This window comes from Martelella sp. UBA3392 (genome assembly GCF_002358775.1).
GTDB classification, from domain to species: Bacteria; Pseudomonadota; Alphaproteobacteria; order Rhizobiales; family Rhizobiaceae; genus Martelella; species Martelella mediterranea.
Genome location: NZ_DEPM01000278.1, coordinates 1 through 18,689, shown reverse-complemented (window position 1 = coordinate 18,689; position 18,689 = coordinate 1). Strand labels below are relative to the sequence as shown.

Below are 18,689 nucleotides of genomic sequence, written 5' to 3'. Positions count from 1 at the left end.
CTCCTGAAGTGGCGCGATCGTGCCGGTGCGGGCGGCATCATCGAACATGCGCTGCAGCACCGCGCGGGCTTCCGTCGCCCGGCCGGTCCGTTTCAGCACGAAGGCCAGCCATATCTGCAGCGCACGCCGCTGGCGGCCGGTCACCCTTTCATTGGCAATCATGGCGCTGATCTGGCGGTCCAGATAGGCGCGGTCTGGTCGCTCATGGACGATCTGCCGGAGCCAGGCGAAGGCCACCTCGATTTCATCGTGCATCGAAAGCCGGGCGAGATCGTCAAGTGCTGCCTCGACCCAGGTACGGTTGATCCGCATCTGCATGGCGGAAAGGGTCGCGGCGGCATCGTTCCAGCGGTTGCCGTTCTGCATCACCAGCGCGGCGCGGATTTCGATCATGAACCGAAGCTGGCGGTCATGCGTCTGGTGGAGGCGCCAGCGATCCAGAAAACCGAGCGCCGAGAGCGTCGAGAAATGTTCACTGAGCGCCTGGCTGCCGTAGTGGAGCGCGAATTCGACGAGGCTTGGCCAGGTTTCGGCCTGTGAAAACGTATCGAATTCATGGTTGATGAAGGCGATCAGCACCTGCGGGCGGCCATCCTCATAGGCGTGGCAGGCTTCGATCAGCCGCAGGATCCGCGCGTCGGCAGGGCTTTCGAAGCCGACCTCCGCCATGTGCCTCCGGGCTTCGGCGATGCGGCTGCCGGCGCCGGTGGCGTCGCCCGAAAGCAACCGGATCACCGCCTGATGGACGCAGATATAGAAGACAAGCAGCGGGACGCCGGCCGCGCGATAGCTCGAAAACGCCTGTGCGGCGGCCATTTCGGCCTCGTTGAAGCGGCGCTGGCGGATATAGAATTCAAGCACGGCATTATAGAATGACCCGCGCAGCAGCGCCGCTTCCAGCGGCAACTCGTCGAGATAGTCATAGAGCCGCTCGAACATGGCGTCGGTGATGACGATATCCTCATAGATCATCATCACCAGCCGAAAGCCTTTGAACGACAGGGAGTAGGGCGCAACGCTCGCAAAGACGGCCATCGGATCGAGGCTCTGCCGGCCGAAACGGTCCGCGATCAGCTTCTTCGCCCGTCCCGTCTCACCGAACTTGAGTGCGCGCATGGCATTTGCGATCACGACGGTCTCGTTATCGGCCGAAATTTCCGGACTGAAGCCCGAAAGCACGCGGGCATAGGCGTCGGGGCCATCGATATGGATATAAAAAACCCCGCCCGCTTCGGCGAAAAGGCGGACGGCCGGTTCCTCCATCCCGGCGGACTGAAGCGCGGATATTGCCTTTTCAGTGTGGCCGGACTGATGCAGCGCGCGGGCAAGCGGCGTCGCCGCCTCGAAGCGTTCCATGCGCCGCCCGATCTCCTCATTGGCCGCCTCGCGCACGATCCCGCGCAGTTCGCCGCTGGCGCAGGCCGAGAGGATGCCCTCGGCCGTCCTCTCGACGAAAGGCAGAAATGGCAGCTCGGCGGCGCTCCCAGCAATCGCGTGGCCGTTGAACATCCGCCAGAGGGTGGCGAGTTGCATGGCTGTCAGCGGGCGCAGGATTTCAAAACCGATATAGGCTTTGAACTGATGCCGTCTTGCGGGGTCTTCAAGATCGACGCCATGAAGAACCGGCCAGCCGCATTGATAGCGCCGCGCCGGATCGCGTTCCGGCAGCAGCAGATCATGATCGTCGAGAAAAAGGGCTTCGCCATGGACGATCAAGCGCTCGATCCCCGGCACATCCGTTTCGGGTCGGCGGGCGATGACGACCCGTTCGAAGCGTTCGAAGATTGCTTCATCGAAGGCGATGGTTTCAGCCCGGGAAGGGATATCCCACAGGAATGCCCGCCCGGTCGCCGTTCCATCCGCTTCCGGGGTCGTACACACGGGGACATCAAAGGCCTTTGAGAGTTTCCTCAGAAGCAGGCTCTTGCCCATGCCGGCGACGGCGGTGATGACGATGAACTTGCGGGCGCTGGCGCTCACCCGCTCTGCGAGCAGGTCGATGTGAGCCACATTCGCCATCTCGCCGTCCATATCCACCTTGCTTTCAATTGCGAAGCCAGCGCCGGGCGGCGCTCACAATCGGGGCCATGCCGTTGCAATGACCTTCAATGCATTGCGAGTTTGTCGCCGCAATATGGCGTTTGTCGACGATTGTGTTCGCCTGTGTCAATCAAGGTTGCTTTTCTGCAAAAGAATCAGCCTGTCATTAGGGACGGTGCCGGCACCCCACGTGCTTTTGATCTTTCAAAGACGTATAGAGCAGTTCGGCATCGTCGAACGACTATGCCGAATTACAGCGACATCTTGAGCCGGCGGTCGCCGGTCTGAGGCTCAAGGTTTACCAGCAGCAGAAGCCGCCATCCACCAGCAGGTCCACGCCGGTGCAGTAGGAGGATGCGTCGGACAGTAGGAAGACGGCGGGGCCGACCATTTCGTCGACGCTTGCCATGCGCTGCATCGGCGTCTGGCTCTCGAATTCCCTGGTCTGGTGCACCATTTCCGGCCGGGTGTTCATCGGCGTGGCGGTATAGCCGGGGCTGATCGAATTGACGCGAATGCCGCGATCGACCCATTCCATCGCCATCGATTTCGACATGTGGATCACGCCGGCCTTGGACGCGTTGTAATGGACCTGATTGAGGCCGCGATTGACGATCACGCCGGACATCGAGGCGATATTCACGATCGATCCGCCCTTGCCATGGGAAAGCATGGCGCGCGCTTCTGCCCGGCACGACAGCCATACGCCCTTCATGTTGATGTCCATCAGCGTCTGATACTGATCCTCGGGCATTTCCTCGCAAGGGTTGGCATTGGCGATGCCCGCGGCATTCAGCGCCAGACGCAGCGGTCCGAGTTCGGCTTCGGTTTTCGCAACGGCGTCCGCAAGGGCCGCTTCCGAGGTCACATCGGCCGCGATCTGCAAGGACCGGCGTCCGGTCTTCGCGATGAAGGCGGCGGTGTTCGCAAGCCCGTCATCGGTGCGCCGGTCGACGAGCGCGACGTCGGCGCCGCACTGGGCAAGCCCCATGGCGATGCGCTGGCCGATGCCGCTGCCCGCACCCGTGACCAGAGCCACCCGGCCCGAAAGATCGAACAGGGCCGGAGCGTTCAAACTGATTGCGGCATCATTCATGATGGTGACCTTCTTCTCGTCCGGCGGTAACGGATGCGCCCGTTGAAAGCCGGCTCTCTTGATCTGGCGTCGGGAAGCTTCTTCCGGACGCGTTATGACATGATCAGGCCGCCATCGACATTGATGGTCTGGCCGGTGATGTATTCGGCGTCTTCGCTGGCGAGAAAGGCGATCAGGCCGGCGACATCCTTGCCTTCGCCGGCGCGCTTCATCGGGATGTTCTCCACCCAGCTCGCCATCAGTTCGCCGGGGCCGAAATCGCCGAGCATCTTGCCCCAGACGCGGTCGTTATAATCCCACATATCGGTCTTGATGATGCCGGGGCAGATGGCGTTGACGGTAATGTTGTCGAGCGCGACTTCCTTGGCAAGGCTCTGGGTCATGCCCATCACGCCGAATTTCGAGGCGGCATAATGCGGGGTGTAGATGAAGCCGTCGCGCGCCTGGCCGGAGGCGATATTGATCAGTCGCCCGCCCTTGCCCGAAGCGCGCATATGGCGGATCGCCTGCTGGCAGCACAGGAATGCGCCTTTGGTGTTGACCGCCATCGTGGCATCCCACTCGGCAACCGTCAGGTCCTCGACCTTGGCGATGGTGATGATGCCGGCGTTCTGCACGGAGATATCCACGCCGCCGAAGGCTTTTTCGGCGCGGTCATAAAGCGCCTTGACGGCTTCCGGGTCGGTCACGTCGCAGATGACACCGATCGCCTTTGCGCCGGTCGCTTCAGTAAGCGACTGCGCCGCCTGTTCGACCTCGGCCTCGACGGAGGCGATCAGGAGATTGGCGCCCTCCTGCGCAAACCGGGTGGCGATCGCAAGCCCGATCCCCTTGTTGCCGCCGGTAACGACAACGGTCTTGCCCTTGAAGCGGTTCATGGTGAACTCCCTGTATGTGTCAGGCCGTAGCCAGTTCCATCACCGAGACGTCATTGGCCTCGCTGTGGTCGAGAATACCTGTCTGCCGTCCGGCCGCCATCACGAGGATGCGGTTGGAGACGCCGAGCACCTCCTCGAGGTCGGAACTGACGACAATCACGGCGACGCCGTTTTCGGCAAGATCGTGAATGATTTCATAGATCGAGGATCGCGCGCCGACATCGATGCCCCGGGTCGGCTCGTCGAGCAGCACCACGCGCGGATTGCGGGCGAGCCATTTGGCGATCACCACCTTCTGCTGGTTGCCGCCAGACATCTCGCCCGCCTTCTGGTGGCCTTTGCCCTTGACCCCAAACTTCGCGATATTGTCGTCGGCGAAGGCGCGGATACGGTTCCTGCTCAGCCAGCCGCCGCGGCCGACCGTCTCGAAATTCGAATAAGCGATATTCTCGGCGATCGTATGATCGAGGATCACGCCCTGCAGTTTGCGGTCCTCGGGCACAAGCACGATGCCGTTGGCGATCGCCTCTGCCGGCGAGGCGGGGGTGATGTCCTCGCCGTTCAGCGTGATCGTGCCGGCGGCGATCGGGTCGGCGCCGGCAATGGCGCGCACCAGTTCGGTGCGTCCCGCGCCGACGAGCCCGGCTATGCCGAAGATTTCGCCGCGCCGGACCGAGAAGCTCACATCGTTGAACCGCCCGCTCGGCCCCGAAAGGCCCTTGACTTCCAGCACGGTCTCCTCGCTCGGCTGGTGCAGCGGCGGAAACATCTGTTCCATGCTGCGGCCGACCATCGCTTCGACAATGGTGCGCACCGGCAGGTCGGCAGTATCGAATTCCTGAACCTTGTCGCCATCGCGCATGACCACGATGCGGTCGGCGATCTGCCTGATCTCTTCCAGCCGGTGGGAAATGTAGATGATGCCGACGCCCTCGGCCTTCAGTCGCTCGATCTGCTTGAACAGGAGCCGGGTTTCCTCGCCGCCAAGGGCCGCGGTCGGCTCGTCGAGGATGAGGAGCTTGGCGTTGAGCGTCAGCGCCTTGGCGATCTCGATGAGCTGCTGGCTTGCCGTGGACAGGTTTTCGACCTTTCGGCGCGGCGAAATGTTGAGGCCAAGCCGTTCCAACCCGTGCTCGGCGCGCCGGTTCATCTCGGTGCGATCGACACGTCCGTTCCTCATCGGATAGCGGCCGACAAAAATGTTTTCCGCGATCGTCAGATGCGGCAGCAGCAGCAGTTCCTGATGGATCATGCCGACGCCGGCGTCGATCGCCTCGCGCGGGTTGGCGGGCGCGTAGGCCGCGCCCTGCCAGGTCATCGCGCCGGACGAGGGGAGGACCGTTCCGGAGATGACGTTTGAAACGGTGGATTTACCGGCGCCGTTTTCGCCGAGCAGCGCCACGACTTCGCCGGCATGGATATCCAGATCGATCCCGTGCAGCACCTCGACAGGTCCATAGGACTTGCGAATGCCCCTCAGGGACAGGATTGGAGATTTGCCGTTTTCCGTCATGGCGCCGCCCTTTATCTATGTCGCGTCGTCCGCAGGATTAGGGATGGTTCTCGACGAACTGCGGCGCATTCTCGCAGGTGGTCAGAACCGCATTCGGCGTCTGACGCTCCGGCACGCTCTCTCCGGCGGCAACCTTGATCGCGGAATCGACGGCAAGACGGCCCATCATCTGGGTGCTCTGGGTGGCGGTCGCCACGAACGGTCCTTCGCACTTGGCGAGGTATTCGAGCGCCGCGACGTCGCCGTCATAGCCGCCGATGATGACCTGGTCGGAGAGGCCTGCAACGTCCACAGCCTTGGCAGCGCCCATGGCGAGGCCGTCTGCCTGACCGAAGATCAGCTTCAGGTCCGGATGCGCCTGCAGCATGTTCTGGGCGATGGAGAAGCCTTCGTCGGGCGACCACATCTGGCTCCACTGTTCGGTGACGAGCTCGACGTTCGGATTTTCCTCGATCGCGCGCATGCAGCCCTTGGTGCGGTCGACTTCCGGCGTCGTGCCCTTCTGGCCGTGGATCATTGCCATCTTGCCTTCGCCGCCGGCGAGATCGATGATGTGCTTGCAGACCTGATAGGCGGATTCGACGCTTTCGCCGGCGATGAAGGTATCGCCCGGCGCGCCTTCGGGCGTGCGGTCGACATTGATCACCGGAATGCCTTCAGCGCGGGCAAGGCGGGTCGGGACGGCGGCCGCTGCCGCGCCCGCGGGGATGTAGATGAAGGCGTCGATGCCCTGGGTCATCAGGTCCTGAACCTGGCTGACCTGGGTCGCGGTATCGTTCTTGGCATCGACCACGATGACCTCGATACCTTTTTCCTTGCCGTAGTTTTCAACGCCGAGCTTGATCTGGTTGAAGAAGTCGGCCTGCAGGTTCGGCACGGCGAGGCCGATCTTGTTGACGTCGTCGGCGAGCGCCGGTCCGGCCAGTGCTGCGGATGCGAGCGCAGCCGCGATGATTTTCTTGTAGGTTTTCACGATATTCTCCTCCTGGTGTTTGGGTTTTCAACCCTGTTCAAGCCCGGTTCCGGGCCCATTGTCTGGCCGGCCTGAGCCGGCCGAAATCTACCTGCTCCTGTGCTTGAAGGTTTCGGCGGCGACGGCCAGCACGATGACCGCGCCGATGATGACGGCCTGCAGGAACGGCGAGACCGACAGAAGGTTGAGGCCGTTGCGCAACACGCCGATGATCAGCACCCCGATGATCGTGCCGACGACGCCGCCCGATCCGCCCGAAAGGCTGGTGCCGCCGATGACCACGGCCGCGATCGCATCGAGCTCGTAGGAAACGCCGGAGCTTGGCTGCACGGAATCGAGCCTTGCGGCCAGAAGCACGCCGGCAAGGCCCGCCAGAGCCGCGCAGCTCGTATAGACCAGGATCGTGGTTCTGCGGACATTGATGCCGGCAAGGCGCGCGACTTCAGCATTGCCCCCGATCGCATAGAGCGTGCGGCCGCCCTGGCGATAGCGCAGGAACAGGATCGCGACCGCGAATACCACCAGCATGACGGCGACCGTCATGGTCAGGAACCCGCCATAGCGGATGATCGCGCTCATGTTGAACCAGGGCGCGAAGCCGATGATCTGCGAGCCGTTGGTGATCATGTTGGCGAGCCCGCGCGCGACCGACATCATCGCCAGCGTGGCAATGAAGGCGGGCACCTTGAATTCGGTGATCATCAGCCCCGACACGATGCCGCAGACCGCGGCGGCGGCGAGCGCGCCCGCGATGGCGACGATCATCGGCATGCCGGCTTCGACATTGAGGTAGCCGAGCACCATCATCGCCAGCGCCAGCACGGAACCGACGGAGAGATCGATGCCGCCGATCAGGATGACGAAGGTCATGCCCACGGCCATGATGCCGAGCACGGTGATCTGGTCGAGAATGTTCAGGAAATTGCGGAAGGACAGAAACGAGTCGGTCGCGAAGGTCAGGAAGATGCACAGCAGCACCAGACCGATCAGCGGCCCGGTCGCGCCCGACAGCGATACCACCTCCGAAAGGCGCGGCTTCTGCGCAGGAGACTCCTGTGTCATCGCCATGTTTTCCTCCTCCATGCGCATATGTATTCACACTTGATGGAAAATCCATAACGGATGCATTTAGGCCTGTCAAGCAGCGGCTGGATTACAAATCTCCTTCACGAAGCCTTTCCTTCCCTTATTATATCCGCGAGGCTGGACTGACTGCCATGGGTTTGCGGCCCCAGTCCATCTTGACAAAGACCGATTACGCATGTTTAATGGTATAAGAATAATTATGCATAGGTGACATATGGACCCCCAGGAACTGCGCGTTATCGCCAATCGCATCCGACGCCGCGATGTTACGGCCGTCTACGAAGCTGGCGCCGGCCATGTCGGCGGCGAAATGTCCGTCACCGATATTCTGACCGCGCTCTACTTCCACACAATGAAGGTTGATCCCGCGGCCCCGCTCGATCCCGCGCGCGACCGGCTGGTTCTCTCGAAGGGCCATACGGCGCTCGCGCTCTACATTGTGCTCTCTGAAAAGGGCTTCATCGCGAAGGACGAGATTTCAACCTTCCTGAAGCACCGCTCGCGGCTCAACGGGCACCCCAACCGGGTCAAGGTTCCAGGCGTCGAAACCAATACCGGGCCGCTCGGCCATGGTCTTCCGGTCGCCGTCGGCATGGCGAAGGCGGCAAAGCTAGACAAGGCCGGCTGGCGCACCTTCGTCATTACCGGCGACGGCGAAATGCAGGAGGGCTCCAACTGGGAGGCGATCATGGCCGGCGCCCATTTCGGCCTCGACAACCTGACACTGATCATCGACCACAACCGCCTGCAGCAGGGCGCGCGGCTGGCTGACACCAACAATATCGCGCCGCTCGCGCCGAAGCTCGAAGCCTTCGGCTGGGCTGTTGAAGAGATCGATGGCCATGACATGGAGGCGATCTGCCGCGCGCTTTCTGCCGATGCCATCACCCCCGGCAGACCGAAATGCATTGTCGCCCACACCAACAAGGGCCACGGTATCTCCTTCATGTCGGACAATGTCGCCTGGCACCACAAGGTGCCGAATGAAGAACAATACCGCCAGGCCATGGCCGAACTCGAGGAGGCCATCCGATGAACATGCCGTTCGAAACCGCGAAACTGCACGACTGCCGCAACGCCTTCACCGAGACGCTGGAGCATTTGGCGGCGCAGGACAGCAACATCGTTGCCGTCTGCAATGATTCCGTCGGCTCCTCCAAGCTCGGCGGCTTCGGCGAGAAATTTCCCGAGCGGCTGATCAATGTCGGCATTGCCGAGCAGAACATGGTCGGCGTCGGCGCGGGTCTCGCCAATGGCGGCAAGATCCCGTTCGTCTGCGCCGCAGCCCCGTTCCTGACCGGGCGCGCGCTGGAGCAGATCAAGGCCGATGTCGCCTATTCCGAGACCAATGTGAAGCTTGTCGGCATCTCCTCCGGCATGGCCTATGGCGAACTCGGCCCGACCCATCATTCGATCGAGGATTTCGCCTGGATCCGCGCATTGCCCAATGTGCCGGTGATTGCCCCCGCCGACCGCATCGAGACTGCCGCCACCATTCGCTGGGCTGCTGAACACCAGGGCGGCTGCTTCCTGCGGCTCAGCCGCGTCGGCGTGCCGGACCTGCTTCCGGAAGGCCATCAGTTCAGACTCGGCAAGGCCGATATGCTGCGTGACGGCGACGCCCTCACCATCATTGCCAACGGGGTTCTGACCCACCGGGCGGTGCTGGCCGCCGCCATTCTTGAACAGCGCGGCATTGCCGCCCGCGTGCTCAACATGGCAAGTGTCAGGCCGATCGACGAGGATGCGATCATCGCCGCGGCCCGTGAGACCGGCGCGATCCTGACCTGCGAGGAGCATACGATCTTCGGCGGGCTGGGCAGCGCGGTTGCCGAAGTGGTGGTCGACGCCGCGCCCGTGCCGATGAAACGGCTTGGCGTACCGGGCGTTTTCGCCCATACCGGTTCGGCCAACACGCTGCTGGACGATTTCGGCATGGCGCCCGAGGCGATCGCCGAAAGCGCCGAAGCGCTGATCGCACGGAAGGGATGACATGACGGGCAAGGCGATCCTGGCGATCGACGAGGGCACCACCAATTCCAAGGCGGTGCTGGTCTCCCATGCCGGCGACATCATCGCCAGCGCCTCGGCCCCCGTGCCCATCAGCCATCCGAAATCCGGCTGGGTCGAGCAGGATGCCGAGGCTATCTGGCAGGCAACCGCCACCGCGATTGCCGAATGCCTCAAGAAGGCGCCGGAGACCGAAATCGTCGCGCTCGGCATTTCCAATCAGCGTGAATCGATCCTGATCTGGGACCGCAATACCGGCCGCCCTCTTGGTTCTGTCATCAGCTGGCAGTGCCGCCGTACGGCCGACGCCTGCAGGGCCCTGCGCGAGGCCGGCCACGAGGCCGATGTCATCGCCCGCACCGGCCTGCCGCTTGACCCGATGTTTCCCGCAACCAAGGTCGCCTGGCTGCTCGACAATCACGGACGCGCGGCAAGCGACATCTGCATCGGCACGGTCGATAGCTGGCTGATCTGGAGGCTCTCCGGCGGCAGTGTCCATGCCACCGACCGATCGAATGCCGCACGCACCCAGCTTTTCAACCTCGCCGCAGGTTGCTGGGACGATGATCTCTGCAGGCTCTTCGGCGTCGATCCCGCGATGCTGCCTTCCGTGTTCGACAGTGCTCATATCTTTGCCGCCACAAAAGACGCCGGCGTCCTTCCCGATGGCCTTCCCATAGCGTCGGCCATCGGCGACAGCCATGCGGCGCTGTTCAGCCATGCCGCCTTTGCCACCGGCGACGGCAAGATGACATTCGGGACCGGCTCATCTGTGATGACGACGCTTGCCGACTACATCGTGCCGCCGGACGGGATCACCACCACGATCGCCTGGTCGATCGCCGGTCGCCCGACCTTCGCCTTCGAGGGCAACATTCTGGTCAGCGCCTCGATCTTTCCGTGGACGGCGGAGTTGCTCGGCCTCGAAAGCGTCGAGGCGTTGCTTGCGCTTGCCGAAACCGTCGAGGATACCGGCGGCGTCGCGCTGGTGCCCGCCCATGTCGGGCTCGGCTCGCCGCACTGGGATGCCGATGCGCGCGGTCTCGTCTGCGGCCTGTCATTTTCCACCAGGCCGGCGCATATCGCCCGGGCGGCGGCCGAAAGCCTTGCCTTCCAGGTGCGCGACGTCTATGCGATCATGGCCAAAGCCGCCGGCCATGTCGGGCGGATCTCCGTCGATGGCGGGCCGAGCCGCAACCGTTTTCTGATGCAGCTCGTCGCGGATTATCTCGATCGCCCGGTCACGCCGTGCCGCAATGCCGAGGCGTCGGCGATCGGCGCGGCGCATCTTGCAGGGCTCGCCGTCGGCTTCTGGCCCGATCTGGAGGCGCTTTCGGCTCTTGCCCGGCGCGAGCCTGAAATTGCGCCTTCCATGCCGGCCGACAGGCGCGATCGTTCTATTGGAGAATGGACAAAAGCGATTGCCCGGACCACATTCGCCGTGTAGAGAATAAATATTCACACAAGCCACGACGAGCTAGCAGAGACCATGTCCCGCCTCAACGAATTACGGATGATCGCCCGCGTGGCGCAGATGTATCATATCGAGGGACAGCGTCAGTCGGAAATCGCCAAGCATCTCAGGATTTCGCAGGCGACGGTGTCGCGCATGCTGAAGCGCGCGCAGGAAGAAGAGATCGTCCGCACCACGGTGGTTGCCCCCTCCGGCACCTATGCCGAACTCGAATCCGGCCTCAGGAGCCGGTTCGGCCTGTCCGAGGCGATCGTGGTCGAGTGTTCGGAGGATCGCGATGGCGCGATCATGGCGCGGATCGGCGAGGCGGCGGCACATTTTCTCGAAGCGACGCTGCAGGCCGGCGAAATCATCGGGGTTTCGAGCTGGTCGGAAACCATTCTGCGAATGGTGGACAATATTCACCCGATGAAATCCGGCAAGGCCCGCTACGTGGTGCAGACGCTCGGCGGCATGGGCGATCCGACGGTGCAGATCCATGCCAACCAGCTCACCACGCGGCTGGCGCGGCTGACGGGCGCCGAGGCGCATCTTCTGAGCGCGCCGGGCGTGGCGCAATCGCGGGAGGCCAAGCTGGTGCTGCTCGGCGATACCTATGTGCGCCAGACCATGGAGCTGTTCTCCAGGATCACGCTGGCGATCGTCGGCATCGGCGCCATGGAGCCGTCCGGCATGCTGGCGCGCAGCGGCAACGTGTTCTCCTCGCGCGAGCTTGCCGAAGTCGCCGAAGCCGGCGGCGTCGGCGATATCAGCCTGCGCTTCTTCAATGCCGAAGGCGGTTTCGTCAAGACGCCGCTGCACGATCGCGTGATCGGCATGACGCTCGAGGAACTGTCCAAGGTCGACCGCGTCATCGCGCTCGCCGGCGGCCGCTCCAAGACGGAGGCCATTCGCGGCGCGCTCAGAACCGGCGTCATCGACCTTCTGATTACCGACAGGTTCACCGCCGAACGCCTGCTCGAAGCGCAAGCTTGAGCGGCCGTTTCTGCCGCTGATATGGGTGTAGATGAACCGAGGGCGCGGCTTTCAACTTGTTTCGTTCGATTTTGCGCTTCAGCCGCTGACTCAAATCTCCAGCCGATCGACCCGGGTCCCGTTTTGAGCGTAAAAGTTCAGGCCTCATTTGAAATGTCGGTCATTACAAGGAATTTGCGCCAGAACCATAGCCGAAGGTGCAGTGGTTGGGATACTTGCTCGGCATGGTCTGTTGCACACCCGTTTGCATCGCCATAACGAGGAGAACGATCGCACGACCAGACCGATCTGGTCCAGATCGCGGTAGAATGAAGCTCGGTTGCGATGACGAAATCAATGACAATCACAGGGCGTCTGATCCGGGCCATGGGGCCCGCGATGGCGCCCATTTCCCTGCGGGAATCCATCCGGGCGGGTCTCGGCGCCACGCTCGGTCTTGTCGTCGTGGGACTGTTCGTTCTGGCGCCGACGGTGGATCTCAGGCTCGGGCTCTATCTCGTGGCGCCCTTCGGCGCGACTTCGGTTCTGATCTTCGCGGTGCCCAACAGCCCGTTGGCCCAGCCATGGTCCGCAATCGTCGGCAATACGCTTGCCGCAATTGTCGGCGTTGCCGTGTGTCTCACCGTTTCGGAGCCGTCGCTCCGCATCGCCCTGGCTGTGGGCATTGCAATCGCGCTCATGAGCCTCGCCCGCGCCGTCCATCCGCCGGCCGGGGCTGTCGCCATGACCGCGGCCATGAGCCCCGATGCCATCCACGAACTGGGGTTTCGTTTCGCCATCACGCCCGTGGCAACCGGAACAACGCTTCTCGTCCTCATCGCCTGGATCTACGCGCGCACCACCGGACGGCGCTATCCATTCCGGCAGTTCGAGGAGCAGAATGTCCAGGGAACGAGCGATCAGCCGCCTGCCGAGCGCCTCGGTCTGAGCGAGGCCGAGCTGGTCGATATCCTGCAACGGTATCGGCAGTCCCTGAACCTGGGCGTGGAAGATCTGGCAAGGCTCATCGGAGCGGCGGAGCTGCAGGCAGCCAGCCATCAGACCGGCGCCATGACCGTCACCGACATCATGTCGCGCAATCTGATTACGGTCGGTCCGGACACCACGCTGTTCGAGGTTGCGGATCTGTTCGAACGCCACAGGTTCACGTCACTTCCGGTGGTCGGACCGGGCGGGGAATTCGTGGGCGTGATCTTTCAGATCCACCTCATCAGCCAGGCTGCGAGAGAGGGCTTGAAGCACGATCGCAGCTTCATTCCCGCGTTCCGGCACATGCTCGGTCGCGAACAGATCAAGCCGACAATTGCCCGGGACATCATGCAGGTGCGTGGTCCGCGCGCGGCGGCAACGACCCCGTTGAGCGCCCTGCTGCCGATGATGGCCGATGGAGAGGTCGACGCGGTTCCGGTGCTGGAGAACAACCGCATCATCGGCATTGTGACGAGGACAGACCTTATCGCCGCGATGGCGCGAAGCGCTGTACGCGAGACGTAGTTTCCCGGACCGCTTTTGGTAGCCGGCCACGCTATCGACGCCGAACAGCGTCGCGATGATGTCGGTCATCAAACCGGACGTTGGGTCGGTTGCGCATGGTTCGCGAACGCGGCCATGAAGGCGGGGCTGGGCCGAAAAGCTCCGATCAGGCAGGGCGCTTCGGTTTGCGGCTCTTGTGTTTCGCGGTCTTGCCGCGGTCGGTCGACGGGGCCGGATGTTTGCGGGGCGGCTTGCCGTCCTGCTTGAATTTCGGTTTCGCTTGTCTCGGCTTTTCGCGCATCTCACCGGCCGGCGCGATCATGATCCCTCTTTCGAGACTGCCTGGCTGCCTGATCTGTTTCGCATAACCGGCGGCCTTGTCGGCGGAGATTTCGAAACGGGTTTCGGTGTCGTCGATTTTGATCTTGCCGACATCGCGCTTGGTCACGCCGCCGGCGTTGCAGATCATCGGCAGCAGGAATTTCGGATCGGCGCGCTGCTTGCGCCCGAGCGAGATGGTGAACCATACGCCGTCCTGCAGGTCCGGGCCGCGCGGCTCGCGAACCGACGCTTGTTTGTCTGCGGACCGGCGGTCGCGACCTGGCGTCTTGCTCTCGAGCGTTTCGACGGGCAGCGGCACGAGCTCCTCGGGAACGGGGTTTGCGGCCAGTTGCTGGCGCAGAAATGCGGCCGCGATGCGCTCAGGCCCCACCCTTTCCAGCAATTCGGCCACGAATTCCACCTCCGCTCCGTTGGGCGGCGCGGCAGAGGCGGCCGCATCGATGATCCGTCGGCGGTAGCGCGCCTCGATATCGGCGATGCCGGGCGCCGCACGGACGGTTGCCGTCAGCTTCGCCAATGCAAGCACGCGCCGAACCGCGCCACGCCTGTTTTCCGGAACGATCAGTACGCAGATGCCCTTTCGGCCGGCGCGGCCGGTCCGGCCGGAGCGATGCAGCAGCGTCTCCGGATTGCTCGGCACGTCGGCGTGGACCACGAGGTCCAGGTTCGGAAGGTCGATGCCGCGCGCCGCGACATCGGTCGCGACGCAGACGCGCGCGCGCCCGTCGCGCATCGATTGCAGCGCATTCGACCGCTCCGATTGCGCCATCTCACCCGAAAGCGAAACCACCGCGAAGCCGCGATTTGAAAGCCGCGCCGTCAGATGGCGGACCGCTTCGCGCGTGTGGCAGAACACCAGCGCGCTTGCGCTGTCGGTATCGAGCAGGGTGTTGATAATGGCGTGTTCGCGTTCGTCGCGCCGCACCAGCATCACCTGGTATTCGATGTCGGCATGCTGCGCGGTGGACGCCGTCGTCTCGATGCGCACCGCGTTTTTCTGGACGGTCCTGGCCAGTTCGGCGATGCCGCGCCGCACGGTCGCCGAAAACAGGAGTGTGCGGCGCTCCTGCGGCGCTGCGCCGAGGATGAATTCCAGGTCGTCGCGGAAACCGAGATCGAGCATCTCGTCGGCTTCGTCGAGCACCACGGCGCGAATGGCACCGAGGTCCAGCGCGCCCCGCATGATGTGATCGCGCAGCCGGCCGGGCGTGCCGACGACGATATGGGCGCCACGGTCGAGCGCGCGGCGTTCATTGCGCATGTCCATGCCGCCCACGCAGGTGGCAATCCTGACCTCGGCCGCCGCATAGAGCCACTCGAGCTCCTTTTGGACCTGAATGGCAAGTTCGCGCGTCGGCGCGATGACCAGACCGAGCGGCGCGGCGGCGGCATCGAACCGCGCGCCGTTTCCAAGCAGCGTCGACGCGATGGCGATGCCGAAGGCGACCGTCTTTCCCGAGCCCGTCTGCGCCGAGACCAGGAGATCGGCGTCACCGTGATCTTCATTCGTCATCGCCATTTGAACCGGCGTCAGCGCGCTGTAGCCTTTCGCCGCGATGGTGGAGGCAAGGGCCGGATGGATCGCGGCAAACGGGGATTTGGCGTTGGTATCGGTATTCGGGGTCATGGGCACCACCTTTGTGAGCCGCCGAATAACATCATGTATGCGCTCTGGATAGCAATAGTTTGCCGAATTCCGCGCCCCTTGGAGCGATCGCTGATAAAGGCATGTCTCAGCCGTTGCCAAGCCAGCGCAGGTAGCCTTCCGTGCCGCCGTTGCGTGCGGAGGCGAGCGCTTCTTCCGGGTCGATCCCCTCCCACGCGCCGCGCGAGATTTCGTCCCTGAGCGCTGCGGCGGCGAGTTCGGCGTGGCCCGGCAGAAGATTGCAGGGATCGAGCTGGAAGTATCCGAGCTCGGCCTCGTGGCCGCGCACGATGATGGCCGGATCGCGTCTGCCGAGCGCGGCCGTGATCACGGGAGCGCCCGCGCCGGCCTTCTCCGGATCGACGTCGACCTGCAGCCGTTCCAGCGGATTGCCGGTCGGGTCGGGGACGCGATAGGCGGAAATGCCGGGGAGATCGCCGAGCGCCTCGCGCCAGAGTTCGAGCGCCGCGGTCTCCCGCGCGCGGATCGCCGCGTGGTCGCGTTTCATCCAGGCCCGCATGGCGGCGATCGCGCCCATGATGCTTTCCTTGCCGATTTTCATGCCGCGGCCAATGCCGATATTCTGCAGATAGCAGGCCCGCACAAGATCGCGCCGGCCGGCGATGATGCCCGAGGTCGGGCCGCCGAGGAACTTGTGGCCGGAATAGATGACCAGGTCCGCGCCCTTCTCGAGGAAGCCGCGCAAGTCATATTCCGAGGCCGCGTCGACGATCACCGGCACGCCCTTTTCATGGGCAAGCCGCGCAAAGCGCTCGAACGGGATCTGACCATAATGCACCACGTGATGCGACACCACGTAAAGCGCGGCCGCGGTGTTCTCGTCGAGAACCGCGGAAAGCTGAAAGTCCTTGCACAGCGTCGCCGTGCCGGCGACGCGGACATTCGCGCCGGCAAGCGCGACCCCGGTCGTGATCGACGACCCGTATTCGCACAGATGCCCCATCTGCACCGCGACCCCCGACTTCGGGCCGGGATTGAGGGGTAGCGCCTCCACCCGCGCCGGGTCGAGGCCGGTGATGCAGGCCGCCACCGCAAGCGATATGCCGGCCCCCGCCGAAGCCGTCAGACAGCCCGCCTCGGCGCCGGTCAGTTCCGTAATCGTCCTGCTGGCGAGCGCCTGCAATTCATGCATGTCGACGAAACGCTCGGTGGCGGCGGCCGTCTCGCGCGAGACCTCCGGGGCGGGCGCTACCGAGGCGCCGAGCCCCGTCATCGTGCCGGCGACGTTGACGACGCGCCGGAAGCCGTTTTCGTCGTGCCAGCGCCAGTCCGGCGTTGTGGAGGGTTGGTCATTGCCCATTGAAAAATACTCCATAATTATGAAATAAGAGACGTCAAACAAGGAAGGTCGGAACTGGAATGCAAGACACCAGCAAAGCGCCGCGCTCGCGCACCAGCGGTATCGACAGGACGCTGCAGATCATGGATATCCTGCTCGACTACAGGCGTCCCATGACCGCCTACGAACTTGCCAAGAGCGCCGCCGCGCCGGTTTCCACGATCTACCGACTGATCGATGAACTGGTCGAACGCGGCATGTTGAGCCGGACGTCCGAAAGCCTTGTCTGGTTCGGACCGCGGCTGATGCATTACGGCCTTGCCTACCGCTCGCGCATGAACATGTATGTCGAGGCCGAGAAGGAAATGCTCGCGCTCAGCCGGCGAACCGGCGAGATGGTTCAGGTCTGCGCCCGCGACGGCGGCATGATGGTCGTCATCGGCATGGCCGAGGGCGAGGGCCACTTTCGCGTGACCTCCGATGTCGGCACCCGCGTTCCGCTCAACTGGACCGCTTCGGGCCTGCTTCTGCTCGGCCACCTCGATCCGGCCGAACGCATCGCCGCCTTCGCCGAAAGCGCCCGTCCCTCCAACACCGGGCTTGCCGAAACCGATCCGGAAGCTCTTTCCGAGCGCAGCCGCAAGGACTTTCTCGAAGGGCTTTCGGTGCAGTCGGGCAGTTCCGAGGAGGGCGTGGTCTGCATCGCCGCCCCCATCCGCGACGCGGACGGCGCCTGCCAGCTCACCATGTCCGTGGTCATGCCGCGCCACCGGCTCGAGGAGAAGTTCGACAGCATTTCCGTGCAGGTGCGCGAGGCCGCAAGTCTTGTCGAGCGCGCCGTGGGTCATAGAACGTCCGCCATTGTACCGGCTTGAATGCCGTCCGCATCGATTTCGAAGATTGCCTCGATCTCGACCGTGATCTGGTTGGGCAGCGAGCCCACGCCAAACGCGGAGCGCGAGTGAATGCCGGCCTGTCCGAAGATGGGGGCGAGCAGATCCGAGGCGCCGTCGATGACATAGGGGTGCCGCGAAAACTCCGGCGTCGCGTTGACGAGGCCAAGCAGCTTCACCACGCCTCTCACCCGGTCGAGCGAGCCGTCGCAAAACGCGCGCAGGGCGGTCAGGATGTTGATCGCGACGAGTTCGGCATGTTCGCGCGCCTCTTCCGCCGAAACAGTGTCGCCGACCTTTCCGGTCATGAGCGTGCCATCGGCGAGCACGGGCCCCTGACCGGACACGAACAGCAGGTTGCCGGACCGGCGTACGTTGCAGAACGAGCCGACCGGCCGGGGCGGATCCGCCGGGAGCGCGAGGCCGGATCGGACGAGCCTCGCCTCGGGCGATTCCCGCAAATTATCAATTTTCACCAATTGCCTCTATTCTCTTGCAGTGACTGTAATGTCCCGCGGAAACCTCCACGGGTGAGGGAATGCCGGAGGCGCAGATCTCGCGGGCATGCGCGCATCGGGTCCGAAAGACGCATCCGGATGGCGGCGACATCGGACTGGGGATATCGCCCTTGAGAACCTCCCGGTTGCGCGCAGCGCCAGGCCGCGGCATCGGAATTGCCGAGTTCAGCGCCAGCGTGTAGGGGTGGCGCGGACGTTCGTGGATATCGGCGGCGGGACCGATTTCCATCAGCCGGCCCAGATACATGACCGCGACCTGATCGCAGAGATAGTCGACCACCGACAAGTCGTGGGCGATGAACAGCATGGTCAGGTTGCGCCGTTCGCGCAGATCGAGCAGCAGATTGAGCACCTGCGCCTGGATCGACACATCGAGGGCGGAGACGCTCTCGTCGGCGACGATGAATTCCGGCTCCAGCGCGAGCGCGCGGGCAATGCCGATGCGCTGACGCTGGCCGCCGGAGAATTCGTGC

At 63.7% G+C, this 18,689-nt stretch carries 16 protein-coding genes; 6 read left to right on the top strand and 10 right to left on the bottom strand.

The features are described from left to right. The 6 genes from B4E36_RS21475 to B4E36_RS21450 form a co-directional block, all read right to left on the bottom strand. Nucleotides 1-2,019, bottom strand: a 2,019-nt coding sequence (locus B4E36_RS21475) for a hypothetical protein (protein ID WP_345900805.1), incomplete at its 3' end; no start/stop codon positions are given. A gap of 319 nt (nt 2,020-2,338) precedes the next feature. Further along, nucleotides 2,339-3,136, bottom strand: a complete 798-nt coding sequence (locus B4E36_RS21470; protein WP_292057750.1) for an SDR family oxidoreductase — start codon at nt 3,134-3,136, stop codon at nt 2,339-2,341. Nucleotides 3,137-3,228: 92 nt separating this feature from the next. After that, on the bottom strand, nt 3,229-4,014 hold the full coding sequence (locus B4E36_RS21465) for an SDR family NAD(P)-dependent oxidoreductase (RefSeq protein ID WP_292057751.1): 786 nt from the start codon (nt 4,012-4,014) through the stop codon (nt 3,229-3,231). A gap of 19 nt (nt 4,015-4,033) precedes the next feature. Further along, nucleotides 4,034-5,527 (bottom strand): sugar ABC transporter ATP-binding protein, encoded by a 1,494-nt coding sequence (locus tag B4E36_RS21460; RefSeq protein WP_292057753.1) that lies wholly within the window; start codon nt 5,525-5,527, stop codon nt 4,034-4,036. Between the two features lie 37 nt (nt 5,528-5,564). Beyond that, a complete protein-coding gene (locus B4E36_RS21455) occupies nt 5,565-6,500 on the bottom strand; it encodes a substrate-binding domain-containing protein (protein WP_292057756.1) in 936 nt (311 codons plus the stop codon). Between the two features lie 87 nt (nt 6,501-6,587). Next, complete coding sequence (locus tag B4E36_RS21450) at nt 6,588-7,562, bottom strand: ABC transporter permease (RefSeq protein ID WP_414673806.1); 975 nt, start codon at nt 7,560-7,562, stop codon at nt 6,588-6,590. 238 nt (nt 7,563-7,800) lie between these two features. Between B4E36_RS21450 and B4E36_RS21445 the strand changes: the two genes are divergently transcribed. The 5 genes from B4E36_RS21445 (at nt 7,801) to B4E36_RS21425 (ending at nt 13,539) form a co-directional block, all read left to right on the top strand. Further along, a complete protein-coding gene (locus B4E36_RS21445; protein WP_292057761.1) occupies nt 7,801-8,622 on the top strand; it encodes a transketolase in 822 nt (273 codons plus the stop codon). Next, nucleotides 8,619-9,578, top strand: a complete 960-nt coding sequence (locus tag B4E36_RS21440) for a transketolase family protein (protein ID WP_292057763.1) — start codon at nt 8,619-8,621, stop codon at nt 9,576-9,578. The genes B4E36_RS21445 and B4E36_RS21440 overlap by 4 nt, the downstream gene beginning before the upstream one ends. A gap of 1 nt (nt 9,579) precedes the next feature. Next, entirely contained in the window at nt 9,580-11,043 is a 1,464-nt protein-coding gene (locus tag B4E36_RS21435; RefSeq protein WP_292057765.1) for an FGGY family carbohydrate kinase, read from the top strand. A 42-nt stretch (nt 11,044-11,085) separates the two neighbouring features. After that, nucleotides 11,086-12,045: a sugar-binding transcriptional regulator gene (locus tag B4E36_RS21430; RefSeq protein WP_026173895.1), complete on the top strand. Its 960-nt coding sequence runs from the start codon at nt 11,086-11,088 to the stop codon at nt 12,043-12,045. 378 nt (nt 12,046-12,423) lie between these two features. Beyond that, on the top strand, nt 12,424-13,539 hold the full coding sequence (locus B4E36_RS21425) for an HPP family protein (RefSeq protein WP_292057768.1): 1,116 nt from the start codon (nt 12,424-12,426) through the stop codon (nt 13,537-13,539). A 145-nt stretch (nt 13,540-13,684) separates the two neighbouring features. Here the strand turns inward: B4E36_RS21425 and B4E36_RS21420 are convergent, their stop codons facing one another. Both B4E36_RS21420 and B4E36_RS21415 read right to left on the bottom strand, forming a co-directional pair. After that, nucleotides 13,685-15,487 (bottom strand): DEAD/DEAH box helicase, encoded by a 1,803-nt coding sequence (locus tag B4E36_RS21420; protein ID WP_292057770.1) that lies wholly within the window; start codon nt 15,485-15,487, stop codon nt 13,685-13,687. A 106-nt stretch (nt 15,488-15,593) separates the two neighbouring features. Continuing rightward, entirely contained in the window at nt 15,594-16,826 is a 1,233-nt protein-coding gene (locus tag B4E36_RS21415) for an aminotransferase class V-fold PLP-dependent enzyme (protein WP_345900804.1), read from the bottom strand. A 59-nt stretch (nt 16,827-16,885) separates the two neighbouring features. On the opposite strand from B4E36_RS21415, the gene B4E36_RS21410 reads away from it, so the two are divergent. After that, complete coding sequence (locus tag B4E36_RS21410; protein ID WP_292057775.1) at nt 16,886-17,680, top strand: IclR family transcriptional regulator; 795 nt, start codon at nt 16,886-16,888, stop codon at nt 17,678-17,680. Here the strand turns inward: B4E36_RS21410 and B4E36_RS21405 are convergent. Both B4E36_RS21405 and B4E36_RS21400 read right to left on the bottom strand, forming a co-directional pair. Then, nucleotides 17,650-18,174 carry a RidA family protein gene (locus B4E36_RS21405; protein ID WP_230721159.1) on the bottom strand — a complete coding sequence of 175 codons (525 nt, stop codon included), beginning with the start codon at nt 18,172-18,174 and terminating at the stop codon, nt 17,650-17,652. The two genes, B4E36_RS21410 and B4E36_RS21405, sit on opposite strands and share 31 nt — an antisense overlap. Then, on the bottom strand, nt 18,164-18,689 hold a 526-nt coding region (locus B4E36_RS21400), incomplete at its 5' end, for an ABC transporter ATP-binding protein (RefSeq protein ID WP_345900803.1). The genes B4E36_RS21405 and B4E36_RS21400, both read right to left, overlap by 11 nt.

Bases quoted from the DNA above. Each gene is read 5' to 3' on its own strand.
- B4E36_RS21470 (WP_292057750.1), bottom strand. From the start codon at position 3,136: ATGAATGATGCCGCAATCAGTTTGAACGCTCCGGCCCTGTTCGATCTT.
- B4E36_RS21465 (WP_292057751.1), bottom strand. From the start codon at position 4,014: ATGAACCGCTTCAAGGGCAAGACCGTTGTCGTTACCGGCGGCAACAAG.
- B4E36_RS21460 (WP_292057753.1), bottom strand. From the start codon at position 5,527: ATGACGGAAAACGGCAAATCTCCAATCCTGTCCCTGAGGGGCATTCGC.
- B4E36_RS21450 (WP_414673806.1), bottom strand. From the start codon at position 7,562: ATGACACAGGAGTCTCCTGCGCAGAAGCCGCGCCTTTCGGAGGTGGTA.
- B4E36_RS21445 (WP_292057761.1), top strand. From the start codon at position 7,801: ATGGACCCCCAGGAACTGCGCGTTATCGCCAATCGCATCCGACGCCGC.
- B4E36_RS21440 (WP_292057763.1), top strand. From the start codon at position 8,619: ATGAACATGCCGTTCGAAACCGCGAAACTGCACGACTGCCGCAACGCC.
- B4E36_RS21435 (WP_292057765.1), top strand. From the start codon at position 9,580: ATGACGGGCAAGGCGATCCTGGCGATCGACGAGGGCACCACCAATTCC.
- B4E36_RS21430 (WP_026173895.1), top strand. From the start codon at position 11,086: ATGTCCCGCCTCAACGAATTACGGATGATCGCCCGCGTGGCGCAGATG.
- B4E36_RS21425 (WP_292057768.1), top strand. From the start codon at position 12,424: ATGGCGCCCATTTCCCTGCGGGAATCCATCCGGGCGGGTCTCGGCGCC.
- B4E36_RS21420 (WP_292057770.1), bottom strand. From the start codon at position 15,487: ATGACCCCGAATACCGATACCAACGCCAAATCCCCGTTTGCCGCGATC.
- B4E36_RS21415 (WP_345900804.1), bottom strand. From the start codon at position 16,826: ATGGGCAATGACCAACCCTCCACAACGCCGGACTGGCGCTGGCACGAC.
- B4E36_RS21410 (WP_292057775.1), top strand. From the start codon at position 16,886: ATGCAAGACACCAGCAAAGCGCCGCGCTCGCGCACCAGCGGTATCGAC.